This window comes from Amycolatopsis sp. NPDC043887 (assembly GCF_056435665.1).
Map to the genome: position 1 here is coordinate 199,603 of NZ_JBWKEB010000003.1, position 13,524 is coordinate 213,126.

Here is a 13,524-nt window from a genome sequence, read left to right on the forward strand (position 1 = left end):
CGGTGCGGCGGCATTCAAACACACGGCGGAACCGCTGGGCGCATCTCCCGCGGGTGTGTCGGCTTTCCTGGCCCGAGTGTGTCACCGGGCGCGTTGCACAGGCCGCTCGTCCCACACCGGTTCCGCGGTTTCGCGTACGTGTCCGTCCGAGCCGAACACGAGGTACCGATCGAAGGAGCGCGCGAACCACCGGTCGTGCGTCACCGCGATCGTGGTGCCTTCGTAGGCTTCCAACGCCTGCTGCAGCGCTTCCGCCGAGGCGAGGTCGAGGTTGTCGGTCGGTTCGTCCAGGAGCAGGATCGTCGCGCCGCCGATCTCCAGCAGCAGGATCTGGAACCGCGCCTGCTGGCCGCCGGACAGCTTCTCGAACCGCTGGTCGCCCTGGCCGTCGAGTTCGTAGCGCCGCAAGATGTTCATCGCGGGACCGCGGCTTCGCGCGTAGCCGGTCCAGAGGATGTCGACAAGCGTGTGCCCGAGCAGTTCGGGATGGGCGTGCGTCTGCGCGAAGTGGCCGGGGACGACGCGGGCACCGAGTTTCCACAGTCCGTCGTGCGCGACGTCCTCGCCTGCCAGCAGTCGCAGGAAATGTGATTTGCCGGAGCCGTTCGAACCGAGCACCGCGACCCGTTCGCCGTAGAAGACCTCCAGATCGAAGGGTTTCATCAGGCCGCGGAGTTCGAGCCCTTCGCAGGTGACGGCGCGGACACCGGTCCGGCCGCCGCGCAGGCGCATCGTGATCTTCTGTTCGCGCGGGGGAGCGGCGGGCGCTCCGGCCTCCTCGAACTTCCGCAGACGTGTCTGCGCGGCGTGATACCGCGACGCCATCTCGTCGCTGCGCGCGGCGTACTGCCGCATGTCGGCCACGAGTTTCTTGAGCTGGGCATGCTTTTCGTCCCAGCGGCGACGGAGTTCCTCGACGCGTTCGAAGCGTTCCGCGCGGGCCTGGTGGTAGCCGCCGAAGCCGCCTCCGTGCACCCAGACGTCGCCGCCGGCGGGCCCGGGTTCGACGCTGATGATCTTGTTCGCGGCCCGCGCGAGAAGCTCCCGGTCGTGCGAAACGAACAGCACGGTCTTCTGGGTCTCACGCAGCCGCTCTTCCAGCCACTGCTTGCCGGGGACGTCGAGGTAGTTGTCCGGCTCGTCGAGCAGGAGGACGCCGGATCCGCCGAGAAGCAGCGCCTCCAGCACCAGCCGCTTCTGTTCGCCGCCGGACAGCGTGCGCACCTCGCGCCAGCGCGCCTTCTCGTACGGCAGGTTGAGCGCCGCCGTCGTGCACTTGTCCCACACGACTTCGGCTTCGTAGCCGCGAGCGTCGCCCCAATCGCCGAGCGCCTGCGCGTACGCCATCTGGTTCGCTTCGTCGTCGCGTTCCATCAAGGCGAGTTCGGTCTCGTCGACCGCGCGCGCGGCGGCGCGGAGCGCTTCCGGCGACACCGACACGAGCAGATCCCGCACCGTCCGTTCGTCCCGCACGGAGCCGACGAACTGAGGCATCACCCCGAGCCCGCCGCTGATGGTCACCGAGCCGCTGCTGGGAGACAGTTCCCCCGAGATCAGCCGCAGCAACGTCGTCTTGCCCGCCCCGTTGGCGCCGACGAGCGCGCAGACGCTGCCCTCCCCGACCCGGAACGAGACATCGTTGAGTAGCAGTCGTCCGTCGGGCAGGTGGTACTCGACGTGCGCGACCTCGACGTGACCCATTTCGACAGACTGCCCGCGCCGCCGGGAATCACGCAACGCGATATCTCCGGTAGTGTCGGTGACGTGGAGCGAACCTACTTCGGCGTGCGGCTCAAGCTGGTGCTTGCGCTGTTCCTGCCCGGGTTGTTCGTCGTGCTCCCGGTCGTCGGCGGGATCAACCCGCTGGGCCTGGCCGCCGCCCTGACCGCGTCCCTCGCCGCCGTCCTGCTCGCGCTGGCGGCGCACTTCCGCCTGGAACCGGCCGCCGCCGCGATGCGGGTGCGCGCCATCAGCCTGCGCGAACGCGCGCAGCTGTTCCTGAGCCTGCGCGATCCCGACGCGCGTGGCCGCGTCCGGCCCCGAGCTCCGTCACTGGGCATCGCGACTGCCTGACCTTCCGTCCGAAGGTGAGGCAGTCACTCCTGCCCATACCCCTTCGACCGACGGAGTGACCTGGTCATGTTCGATGTCTTCCTGTACCCCGTTTCCGCCATTCTCTGGTTCTGGCACAAGGTTTTCGGCGTCTTTTCGAGTCCCGACTCCGGTGTGGCCTGGGTGCTGTCCATCGTTTTCCTCGTCTTCACCCTGCGCCTGCTGCTGGTCAAACCTGCCCTCGCCGCGCTGCGCGCGGGCCGCCGCATGCAGGCGCTGGCTCCGCGGATGCGGGAGATCAAGGACAAGTACGGCAAGGATCGCCAGCGGATGACGAAAGAGATCCGGAAACTGCACGCCGAAACCGGTGCGAACCCGCTGGGCGGTTGTCTCCCGGCGCTGATCCAGCTGCCGGTGTTCCTTTCCCTGTACTGGGTTTTGCGCGACTTCACCCCGGGCGCGCAGTCGAACCACGTGTTCGACGACGCCGGGGTGCGGTCGTTCTTGAACGCCGACCTCTTCGGCGCGAAGCTCGGCAACTGGCTTTCCCAACCGGCGGGGGAGCTGGCCGCGTTCGGCACGGATCACGTCCACATGATCGCCGTCGGGGTGCCGCTGATGCTGATCGCGAGCCTGGCCACGTTCTTCTCGATGCGCTCGGGACTCACCCGGCAGACCGCGACCGCCCCCGAGGCGGCGGGGATCACCAAGCTGATGATGTACCTGGCGCCGATCGGCATGCTGGTCTCGGGAGCGTTCTTCCCGGTGCCGATCGGGGTGCTGCTGTACTTCCTGGCCACCAACGTGTGGACGCTGGGACAGCAGTATTTCCTCACCAGGATCGTCGACAGGGAGGAAGCCAGGTGAGAGCGAACCGGTTCTTTTCGGTGTCGTAGCCGACCAGGTCATTTCGTCCTCCCGCCGGGACGGGTCCCGCCGCGCAGCTTTACGGTCTGCCGGATGACAGCGTGCATTCGGGTGATCGTGGCGCTCGCCGTCTTCGAGCAGCCCGGATCCGGCGTTGGTCTCCTGGGTGGGCGGGTACTGCGGTGCGGTCAAGGACATGCGGTTGGTCGTCTACAGCCTGGCCTAGGGGTACGACAGAGCTCGCCTTCTCCCGGGAACTCCAGGGGAAAGTGACCGAGTACCGCACCCTGCCGCCGAGGGGCGGGTGAAATACGCCAAGGCCGCCCTCGACCTGAGCGGGGTCGACCTGGTTACGCACGTGCCCGCGGTCGAGACCGGCAAGGTGCCCGGCTCGACCAGCCGATGAAGGCGAACCAGGAGTGCGAGCTGGTCGCCTAGATCACACGGGATCGAGCGAAGAACTGTTCGGTACCGGCGTGCCGGGCAAAGCCCGATGGGGAATCATCGCGCTCGCCCGGGAACTGTTCCCGGGCGGGTGGGTGTTCCCGGCGCCGTCCGGCGCCGGGAACGCGTTCGCAGATGACGCCCGGTGATCGACGCGGAGTCCTCGGCCAGTGCCGACGGCGTGCCCTCGAACACCACTGTCCCGCCGTCGGCTCCCGCGCCCGGCCCGATGTCGATGACGTGGTCGGCGTGCGCGATCACCCGTTGGTCGTGTTCGATCAGGACGAGTGTCGCGCCGCCGTCGACGAGTTCGTCGCAGAGGGCGAGCAACCGGTCGACGTCGCTGCCGTGCAGTCCGGCGGTGGGTTCGTCGAGCACCAGGCGCAGTTCTTCCGCGGGGCCGGCGTCGGCGAGATGGCGGGCGAGCAGCAGCCGTTGCCGTTCGCCGCCGGACAAGGTGTCGAGGCTCTGTCCGATGGTCAGGTAGCCGAGCCCGACCCGGTCCAGCCAGCGCAACCGCCTGCCGGTGGCGGACCGCTCGCCGAACAGGGCGGCGGCGTCCGCCGGGTTCATCGCCAGGACGTCGGCGATGGTCCGGCCGTTCAAGCGCGCGGCGAGCGCGTCCGGGTTGAACCGGGTGCCGCCGCAGGCTTCACAGCCGGTCTGGACGTCGTCGAGGAAGGCCAGATCGGTGATGATGACGCCCTTCCCCTTGCAGACCGGGCACGCGCCGCGGCCGTTGGCGCTGAACCACGACGGATTTTTCCCGGTGGCCTTGCCGAACGTTTCGCGAATGGGTTCGGCGACGCCCAGCACCGTGGCGGGTGTGGACCGGATGCCACCGCGCAGCGGGGCCTGGTCGACGACGACGAAATCGGGATGCTGCCGGGGAAGTTCACCCGTGATCAGGGTGCTCTTGCCGGAACCGGCGACACCCGAGACGACGGTCAGGACGCCGAGCGGCACGTCGACGGTGACGTCACGCAGGTTGTGGCTGCGGGCGCCGGAGATCGTCACGGCGCCGCGCGCGGTGCGCGTCCGCTGCCGGAAGTGAAGCGGGGTACCGAGAATCCGCCCGGTCTCGGTGCCCGCCGCGATGAGTTCGCCGGGACTGCCTTCGAACTGGATCCGCCCTCCGCCGTCACCACCGCCGGGCCCGAGGTCGATGACGTGATCCGCGGCCGCGATGACCGCGGGATGGTGCTCGACCACGAGGATCGTGTTGTGCGCGTCGCGGAGCTTGGCCAGCAGTTCGAGGAGACGGTGCACGTCGTGCGGGTGCAGGCCGGTACTGGGCTCGTCGAACACGTAACAGACGTCGCTGAGCGCGCTGCCGAGATGGCGGACGATCTTGACGCGCTGGGCCTCGCCGCCGGACAGCGTCCTCGACTCGCGGGACAGGCTCAGGTAGCCGAGACCGACCGAGTCCAGGGCGTCGAGGCGTTCCCGGATCGCCCGCAGCAGCGGCGCCACCGACGGATCGCACACTTTCGCGACGACGTCTCGCAATTCGCCGACCGGCAGCGCCGACCAGTCCGCGATGGACCGTCCGTCGATCAGGCTGCCGCGCGCCGCCTCGGACAGGCGGGTTCCCGCGCACTCCGGGCAGACGCCGCGGGTGACGACTCCGGCGAGCCCTTCCTGGTCCTCGGCGGTGAGTCGTGAGGGGGTCTTGCGCAGGTACGTGTCGCGCAACCGCGGGACGATACCGTCGAAGAGGCCGTGCTTGGGGTAGTCGGAGCCAGGGGAGTCGAGGGGGAGTCCTTCGGCGTGCAGCAGCGTTTCGACCTTCGCCGACGGCAATTGTTCCAACGGGACATCGGGGTCGACGAGTCCGGAGTGGACGAGCCGTTTCCACCGGTAGGTCCCGGGGGCGAACGTCGGGAACCGCACGGCCCCTTCGCGCAGGCTCAGCGAGCGGTCGAGCAGCCGGTCGAGATCGATTTCGTCGACCACGCCGAGCCCTTCGCAGCGCGGGCACATCCCGGCCGGATCGTTGAACGAGTAGGCGGGCGAGAATCCGGCGTTCGGTTCGCCGACGCGGGAGAAGAGCAGACGCAGCAGTGGCGCGATGTCGCTCGCCGTGCCGACGGTGGACCGCGCGTTGCCGGTGAACCGCCGCTGATCGACGATCGTGGTGAAGACCAGCCCGTCGATCCGGTCGACGTCGGCGGGCGGATGCTGGGGCAGCCGGTTCCGCACGAAGGCGGGATAGCTCCCGGTGACCAGGCGTTCGGCTTCGGCCGCGATCGTGTCGAAGGCCAGCGACGACTTCCCGGACCCGGATACACCGGTGAACACCGTCAGCCGGTGTTTCGGCACCCGCACCGAAACGTCGCGGAGGTTGTGCGTCCGGGCACCTTCCACCGCGATCCACCGGCCACGGTCTGCTTGAACTTTCGCCATGAACCGAGGCTACGATGAGATGTGGCCGGTTTTCGGCCACAATTACGGGAGGCGTCGTGACGGCACCACGGGAACGGATGCTGCGGCTGTTGTCCCTCCTGCAGTCCGGCCGGGCGTGGCCCGCCGCCGAACTCGCGACGGCCATGGAAGTTCCGCCGCGCACGCTTCGCCGGGACATCGACCACCTTCGCGGCCTGGGCTATCCGGTGGAGAGCAGCCGCGGCCCTGGCGGCAACTACCGGCTCGTCGCGGGAAGCGCGCTGCCGCCGCTCATGCTGGAACACGACGAGGCGATCGCCACCGTGCTCGGGCTGCGGCTCGCCGCGGCGGGCGGCACCGGCGTCGACTTGACCGCCGAATCGGCGGACCGCGCCGCCGCGAAACTCCGGCGTGTCCTGCCGGCGGCGCTGCGCAGGCGGACCGACGAAATGCTCGCAGCGGTCGAGTTCGGGAGCGGTGAACAGCCGCGGGTCACCCAAGACGTCCTGAACGTCCTCGCCGCGGCGATCGCGGCTCGTCGATGCCTCGAATTCGCGTACACGGCGAAGGGCGGCCCGTCGTCAAGGACGGTCGAGCCGATGCGCCTCGTCCAGCTCGGCAGACGGTGGTACCTGTACGCGTGGGACCTCGGCAGGCGGGATTGGCGGGCCTTCCGGCTCGACCGGATCGCCGGGCCGAGGACGACGGACGTGGCGTTCGAGCCGCGTGAACTCCCGGTCGACGACGTCGCGGCCCACCTACAGGAACGCTTTCACAGCCCGAAATCGCTCCGGATCACGCTGACCCTGGACGTCGGCGCGGAGGAGGCCGCCGCCCGTCTGCATCGGATCGACGGGAGTTTCGAAGCCCTGGGCGACGACAGGTGCCGGTATGTCGCCCATGTCGACTCCTTCGAGTGGCTGGCCGTCGTCCTCTTGCTCACCGACATCGGGTTCACGGTGGAGGAACCGGCGGAATTCGGCGAGTACCTCGCGCGAACGGGGGACCGGTTGATGCGGGGGAGCAAGAAACCCGGCCCACGGGACTGACCGGCGCCGTGGCTTTGGCGCGACTCGCGTGTTTGAAGACGGAACTCGCGTGATTGGAGGGCGAACACGCTGGGGCCGTGTCTTCCGGCTGGGATCACGGGTGTTCCGGGTGGGGCCACTGCTGCCCCCGCGTCCAGGAGTCCAGCACCATCAGCGTCTTCGTGCCCGTCACCTGGTGGTGTCGCCGGATCTCGTCGATGGTCTGCTGCAGGTGGCCCATGTCCCGCACCCGCAGCCAGACGAGCGCGTCGGGGTCGCCGGCGATGGTGAACACCGCCTGGGCCTCGGGCATCCGGGTGGTGGTGCGGACGATCTCGCCGACCTTGGTGGTCCCGGTGAACCGCAGCTCGGTGAACGCCTCGATGGCCCAGCCGAGTTTGGCGTGGTCGATCTGGACGGTGTAGCCGACGATGACGCCATTCTCCTGCATACGGTCGATGCGGCGTTTGACGGCCGCCGTCGACAGCGTGACGCGGGCCCCGATGTCGCCCAGCGTGCGCCGGGCGTCCTCCCGCAACAGTTCGAGGATCTCGCGATCGGTCTCGTCGATGAGCTGGTCCGCCATAAGCCAGAATGGTACGCAGACGCAACAGATATCGGCCACCGGAGAAGATGGGCCGGATTTTTTGCGTGCCCGGCGCCAATAGACTGTCGCCTGTTGCGGCGGCCCGCGAGGTCGGGTCTCCTGTCGTGACGTCGCGCGGGGGTGCCGAAGGAGGCAGGTCTGGTGGAGCAGTTCACGTTGGAGGACCGGTATCTGCGGGAGGACGGCACCGTCTATCTCAGCGGCGTCCAGGCCCTGGTCCGGATGCTGTTCGACCGGGTGCGGCACGACCGCGCCGCCGGGGCCTCGCCCGCCGTGTTCGTCTCCGGCTACGAGGGATCCCCGCTGGCCGGATACGACCTCGAGCTCGGCCGCCGCTCCGTCCTGCTCGAGAAGCATGACGTCGTGCACCGCCCTGGTTTGAACGAGGAGCTGGCCGCGACGGCGGTGATGGGGAGTCAGCTGACGTCGTCGGTGGGGTCGTCGCGGGGTGGGGTGACCGGGTTCTGGTTCGGCAAGGCTCCTGGCCTGGATCGGGCGACGGATGCTTTGCGGCACGCGAATCTCGCGGGCACGGATCCGGCGGGTGGTGCGGTGGCGCTGGTGGGTGATGATCCGAACGCGAAGTCGTCGTCGGTGCCGTGTGCGTCTGAGCTCGCGCTGGCCGACCTGGCGATGCCGGTGTTCTTTCCGTCGGATTCGCAGGACGTGCTGGATTTCGGGCTGCACGCCGTGGAGTCGTCGAGGGCGAGTGGTCTGTGGTCGTCGATGAAGCTGGTGGCGAACGTGGCGGATGCCGCGTCCACGGCGCAGGTCCGGCCGACCTGGACGGCGCCGGAGCTGGCGCTGCCCGCGTACCGGCACAAGCCCAGTTCACGGCTGCTCGGGACGACGTTGATGGCGTTGGAGCGCAGCCTGTACACCGAACGTCTGCCGTTGGCGGTGGAGTACGTGCGGGCGAGCGGGGTGAACCGGATCGTCCAGGAAGGGCCCGGGGACCGGATCGGTATCGTGACCGCCGGGAAGTCCTATTTGGACCTCATGCAAGCGTTGCGGCTGCTCGGCTTGGACGCCGACGCGTTGTCCCGGCACGGGATCCGGATCCTCAAACTCGGCGTCATTCATCCGTTGGAACCGTCGATCGTCCGCCGGTTCGCCGGCGGACTGAGCGAGATCGTCGTGGTGGAGGAGAAGCGGTCGTTCGTGGAGTCGGCGATCAAGGAAATCCTGTACGGCACTGTCGGCGCGCCGCCGGTGTACGGCAAGACCGGCCCGGACGGGCGCACCCTGTGCACCGAACTCGGTGAGCTCGACCCGGACGCCGTCGCCAGGGTGCTGGCCGGGCGGTTGGGTGAGCATCATGAGATCCCGTCGGTGACGGCGTGGCGGCAGCGTCGTCGCCGTGAGCGGATTTCGGTGCCGTTGCTGGCCAGGACGCCGTATTTCTGTTCCGGTTGCCCGCACAACTCCTCGACCAAGGTGCCCGAGGGGACCGTGGTGGGCGGCGGTATCGGTTGTCATGCGATGGCGTTGTTGATGGAGCCGGAGCAGGTCGGGGATGTGGTCGGGCTGACGCAGATGGGTGGTGAGGGGGCGCAGTGGCTGGGGATGGAGCCGTTCGTGGCGGCCTCGCATTTCGTGCAGAACATCGGTGACGGCACGTTCACCCATTCGGGCAGTCTCGCGGTGCGGGCGGCGGTGGCCGCGGGGGTGAACATCACCTACAAGATCCTCTACAACGCGACCGTCGCGATGACCGGTGGTCAGGACGCGGTCGGCGGGCTGCCGGTGGACCGGCTGGCGTCGCTGCTGCTGGTGGAGGGTGTGGCGAGGGTGGTCATCACCAGCGACGAGCCGAAGCGGCTCCGCGGTGTGCGGCTGCCCGAGGGTGTGGAGGTCCGGCATCGGGATGCTTTGCTGGCCACGCAGGAGGAACTGGCTCGCGTTCCCGGGGTGACGGTGCTCATCCACGATCAGGAGTGCGCGGCGGAGAAGCGCCGCAAACGACGTCGGGGCAAACTGGCCACCCCCGCCACCAAGGTCGTGATCAACGAACGCGTCTGCGAAGGCTGCGGCGACTGCGGCGAGAAGTCGAACTGCCTGTCGGTGCAGCCGGTCGCCACGGAGTTCGGCCGCAAGACCGCGATCCACCAGTCGTCCTGCAACGTGGACTACTCGTGCCTGGCGGGGGACTGCCCGTCGTTCATGACGGTGATACCGACCGGCCGGAAACAGCACCGCAAGCCAGGGGAGATCACCGCCGCGGAACTGCCCGAGCCCGAGACCTCCGGCACCGACTTCACCGTGCGGATCACCGGGGTCGGCGGGACCGGCGTGGTCACCGTCGCGCAGATCCTCGCCACCGCGGCGGTGATCGAGGGCAAGCAGGTCCGGACCCTGGACATGACCGGGCTGGCGCAGAAGGGCGGTGCTGTCGTCTCGGATCTGAAGATCACCGCCGAGCCGGTGCCGCAGGCGCCGAAACTCGCGGCCGGGGAATGCGATCTCTACCTGGCCTGTGACGTCCTCGTCGGCGCCGACCCGGCGCATCTGTCGGTGACCGATCCCGGCCGGACCATCGCGGTGGTCTCCACGACCGAGGTCCCGACCGGCCGGATGGTCGTCGACACCACCGTGTCGTTTCCCGACGCGGCGGCCGTGCGCGGGGCGATCTCCGACAGCGCGGCGCGGACGGTGGCGCTCGACGCGCGGGCGCTGGCGGAAACCCTGTTCGACGACGACCAGTTCGCCAACATCCTCCAGCTCGGCGCCGCCTATCAGACCGGTGCGATCCCGCTGGACGCGGCGAGCGTGGAGCGCGCGATCGAGCTCAACGGGGTCGCGGTCGCGGGCAACCTCCAGGCGTTCCGGCGCGGCAGGCAACTCGTCGCCGACCCCGCCACCCTGCACGCCACCGTCGCCCCGCCCACCGTCGCCGCGACCCCCGCCCCGTCGACCGCCGCGCTGCGTGCCCGCGCGCTCGTCCACGCCGAGCCGGGTTCGGAACTCGCGCGGCTGCTCGACATCCGCGTCCCCGAACTCGTCCGGTATCAGAACGTGCGGTACGCGCGGGAGTACGCCGAGTTCGTCGAACAAGTCCGGGTCCTGGAAGGGGATACGACCGCCGTCACCGAAGCGGTGGCCCGCAATCTGCACAAACTGATGGCCTACAAGGACGAGTACGAGGTCGCGCGGCTCTCGCTCGACCCGGCCGTGCTCGCCGGGATCGAGGCGGAGTTCGGCGTGGGCAGCCGCTACGCCTACCGCCTGCACCCGCCCTTCCTGCGCGCGCTGGGCATGAAACGGAAGATCGCACTCGGCCCGAAGTTCCGCCCGGTGTTCGTCGCACTACGTGCAGCGCGGAAGCTGCGCGGCACCCGCTGGGACCCGTTCGGCAAAGCACAGGTCCGGAAGGTGGAACGGGAACTCATCACCCAATACCGCGACACGGTCCTCACCGCCTTCAACACCGAAGGCGCCGATCGCGGCCGGATCCTCGCCTTGGCCGAGCTGCCCGATCTCGTTCGCGGATACGAAGACATCAAACTCGCGAACGTCGAGGCTTACCGGCGGGAACAGTCCGCGCTCCTCGCCGAACTCGTGCAGGGGGACAGGCTCGGCGCGAGCACCTGACGGCTTCAGGGAAGGTTCGCGTGCTTCGGCAGCTGATCCAGGACGGAGGCGGTTCCGGCATCGCGGCGATCCGGGCGGCCATGTCGAACTGGCCAGCGGTGAGACCACCAGCGGCACGTCGACATACGGCAGTATTCGTCGTTGGCGAAAGAAGTTCTCGATACGCACCCCGGCGGGCCGCGCTCCGAACCGCTCCCGGTCGCGGCCGATGGTCGCGATGACGTTGACCTCTCGCCGTGCAACGCGGAGATCATGGTCTCCAGCACCCCCGGCCGGGTGTTATCGAGGGGTAGGGCAAAGGTGGCTTAGGTGGCGAGGGCTCGTGAGTGTTAAGGACGGTTGGAACGGCCGGTATTCGCCTACCTGCTGCTGACCCGCAGGAGGGCGACGATCCCCGCGGGTATCGGGACCGTCGATGAAGGAATCAGGACACTCAACGTCCCGATTCCTTCATCGACGCGAGGTGACCCCCGTCCCGGACCTTGCTCAACGGAAGATCCGGGACGCTCAACGTCCCCCATCCTCCGTTGATCAAGGCGGTGCCACTCGAACCCGGCGGTCGACACACCCGCACCAGCCCACCGCGGCACCGCTCAGATCGCCTGAATGAAGTACGTGAGGGCCGACCACCTGGAACGACCGCCCACCCCTGCCGCCACGACGTTGCGAAAGAGGCTTTCGCAACATGCCACCTTTGCCCTACCCCTCAATATCTCGGCGAGTCCGGCGGGCGAGTACCTGCTCCGGGCCTGGCGGGCGGCCGCCTCGTCGGCGGGCCCGTCCACGGCGATCGTCGGCAAACCGTACGACGCATTGCCGAAGGTTACGCCTGGCAGACGGAAATTAGTTTCCTCGTGGCGTGTCACGGCGGTGCTCGATTTCCGATATGGGTTCACTGCTTCGGGAACGGGCGGGTCGCCGACCGGAATCATGCTGTCGGTCTTTTGTATTTCCCGACGACGTTTTCCGGGTATCCCGCCCTTCTTGTGTCACGAATGTGCTGGGTTTTCGGCGAGACGGGCGCTCGATTGTCAATATTCGCGTCGGTCAGAGGAACGAACTTGAGACGGAACCAGTCGGCTGTTCGTGTGGAAAGCGATCGCCGTGGAAGCTATTCGTGAAGGGAGTGCACTACTGTCGCACCGGGGGTCCGCACATCGCACGCCACTGGATCGAGATTGGGGAGTCATCGTGATGAGGAATTGTGTGCCAGTTGCGCGAAGACGGGTGCTTTCGCTGGTAGCGGCTCTTGTCGTGGTCACCGGCGCGGTGACGGGGACCGCGCGGGCCACCCCGATGGGGCCGGTGGATCTCGGTACGTTGCCCGGGGACGACGAGAGTACGGTCCTCGCGGTCAACGAGGAAGGGGAGATGGTCGGGCTGTCGTTGGTGGGCCCGACCCCGAAACGCAGCCATCCGGTTCGCTGGGACGCCGACGGCCGGATCATGGCGCTGCCCACGCCAGGCGGCACCGAGGGACAGGTGCGCGACATCAACAGTCACGGGGCGTCCGCCGGTTACGTGTTGACCGCGACCACCGCCGTGCCGGTTCGCTGGGACGCCGCGGGCCAGGCGACCTCGCTGCAGCTTCCGCCCGGCTATCACAACGCCACCGCGTGGGCGATCAGCGACACCGGCGTCGTCATCGGGAACTGGCTGACGCCGGACAACCAGTTCCACGGGTTCCGCTGGGACCCGGATGGCGCGGCCACCGACCTGGGCACGTTGCCCGGCGAGACCTGGAGCATGACCGAGGGCATCTCCGGCGACGGCACCATCATAGCCGGAAGCGCCGTCCGCTCCGCGGCGAACCAAGCCGTGCGGTGGGTGAACGGCGGGCCGATCACCGAGCTGGCGCCGCAGGGCGTGAGCAGTGGGGCGGGCCGGATCAACAAGGACGGCGTGGCCGCCGGAGTCCTGCGTGAGACCAGCAGTGGGCCCCCTGTCCCGGCGAAGTGGGATCGGGACGGCGTGATCCATCCCATGGACTGGCCCAGCCCCCACTCGGTCTGGATCTACGGGATCGGCCCCACCGGTTACGTCGTCGGTTCCGGGTACCTCAACCCGCCTCGCCGATCGGCCCTGATCTGGGACCTCGACGGCCACGTCGCCGCCCTGCCCGACGACGGTCTCGGCGCTGAGGCCGAAGCGGTCAACGCGCAGGGCACCGTGGCCGGCACTTTCCGGAGTCAGGCGACGGTCTGGTTCCGGAACGGGGAACGCAGGCAGCTCGGCACGCTGCCCGGCGGCACCCGCGGCCAGGGATATCGGATCACCGACAACGGCCGCGTCGTCGGAGTCGCCTCGAACGCCGCCGGGAAGTCCCACGCGGTGTACTGGACACTCGGCTAAGCGCTGCCCTGTGAGTCCGTTCGATGAGCGTGCCGTCCGCCTGATCACGTGTGTGCACGGACGACACGCTGCCGGTCGCGGGGGGGGGGGGGGGGGGGGGGAGGGGGGGGGGGGGGGGGGGAGGGGGGGGGGGGGGGGGGGGGGGGGTTGTTGTCCAGCTCGCAGGTTTTCCGGTGTTTCTTTCCATTTCCCTGCCCA

The 13,524-nt window shown here is 68.7% G+C and carries 8 protein-coding genes; 5 read left to right on the top strand and 3 right to left on the bottom strand.

Annotated features, from left to right (window positions below; genetic code table 11):
• Nucleotides 1–81: 81 nt before the first annotated feature.
• On the bottom strand, nucleotides 82–1,701 hold the full coding sequence (locus AC069H_RS10370) for an ABC-F family ATP-binding cassette domain-containing protein (protein ID WP_478232057.1): 1,620 nt from the start codon (nucleotides 1,699–1,701) through the stop codon (nucleotides 82–84).
• Nucleotides 1,702–1,764: 63 nt separating this feature from the next.
• On the opposite strand from AC069H_RS10370, the gene AC069H_RS10375 reads away from it, so the two are divergent.
• On the top strand, nucleotides 1,765–2,073 hold the full coding sequence (locus tag AC069H_RS10375; RefSeq protein WP_478224657.1) for a DUF6412 domain-containing protein: 309 nt from the start codon (nucleotides 1,765–1,767) through the stop codon (nucleotides 2,071–2,073).
• Between the two features lie 66 nt (nucleotides 2,074–2,139).
• On the top strand, nucleotides 2,140–2,919 hold the full coding sequence (yidC, locus tag AC069H_RS10380; RefSeq protein WP_478224656.1) for a membrane protein insertase YidC: 780 nt from the start codon (nucleotides 2,140–2,142) through the stop codon (nucleotides 2,917–2,919).
• Between the two features lie 501 nt (nucleotides 2,920–3,420).
• Here the strand turns inward: yidC and AC069H_RS10385 are convergent.
• Nucleotides 3,421–5,769 (bottom strand): excinuclease ABC subunit UvrA, encoded by a 2,349-nt coding sequence (locus tag AC069H_RS10385; RefSeq protein WP_478232058.1) that lies wholly within the window; start codon nucleotides 5,767–5,769, stop codon nucleotides 3,421–3,423.
• 56 nt (nucleotides 5,770–5,825) lie between these two features.
• On the opposite strand from AC069H_RS10385, the gene AC069H_RS10390 reads away from it, so the two are divergent.
• Nucleotides 5,826–6,797 carry a helix-turn-helix transcriptional regulator gene (locus tag AC069H_RS10390; RefSeq protein WP_478232059.1) on the top strand — a complete coding sequence of 324 codons (972 nt, stop codon included), beginning with the start codon at nucleotides 5,826–5,828 and terminating at the stop codon, nucleotides 6,795–6,797.
• Between the two features lie 94 nt (nucleotides 6,798–6,891).
• Here AC069H_RS10390 and AC069H_RS10395 read toward each other — a convergent pair whose 3' ends face one another.
• On the bottom strand, nucleotides 6,892–7,362 hold the full coding sequence (locus tag AC069H_RS10395) for an Lrp/AsnC family transcriptional regulator (protein WP_340688386.1): 471 nt from the start codon (nucleotides 7,360–7,362) through the stop codon (nucleotides 6,892–6,894).
• Between the two features lie 162 nt (nucleotides 7,363–7,524).
• Between AC069H_RS10395 and AC069H_RS10400 the strand changes: the two genes are divergently transcribed.
• Nucleotides 7,525–10,974 carry an indolepyruvate ferredoxin oxidoreductase family protein gene (locus tag AC069H_RS10400; protein WP_478232060.1) on the top strand — a complete coding sequence of 1,150 codons (3,450 nt, stop codon included), beginning with the start codon at nucleotides 7,525–7,527 and terminating at the stop codon, nucleotides 10,972–10,974.
• A gap of 1,227 nt (nucleotides 10,975–12,201) precedes the next feature.
• A complete protein-coding gene (locus AC069H_RS10405; RefSeq protein ID WP_478232061.1) occupies nucleotides 12,202–13,326 on the top strand; it encodes an HAF repeat-containing protein in 1,125 nt (374 codons plus the stop codon).
• Nucleotides 13,327–13,524: the final 198 nt, after the last annotated feature.

Bases quoted from the DNA above. Each gene is read 5' to 3' on its own strand.
- AC069H_RS10370 (WP_478232057.1), bottom strand. From the start codon at position 1,701: ATGGGTCACGTCGAGGTCGCGCACGTCGAGTACCACCTGCCCGACGGA.
- yidC (WP_478224656.1), top strand. From the start codon at position 2,140: ATGTTCGATGTCTTCCTGTACCCCGTTTCCGCCATTCTCTGGTTCTGG.
- AC069H_RS10385 (WP_478232058.1), bottom strand. From the start codon at position 5,769: ATGGCGAAAGTTCAAGCAGACCGTGGCCGGTGGATCGCGGTGGAAGGT.
- AC069H_RS10395 (WP_340688386.1), bottom strand. From the start codon at position 7,362: ATGGCGGACCAGCTCATCGACGAGACCGATCGCGAGATCCTCGAACTG.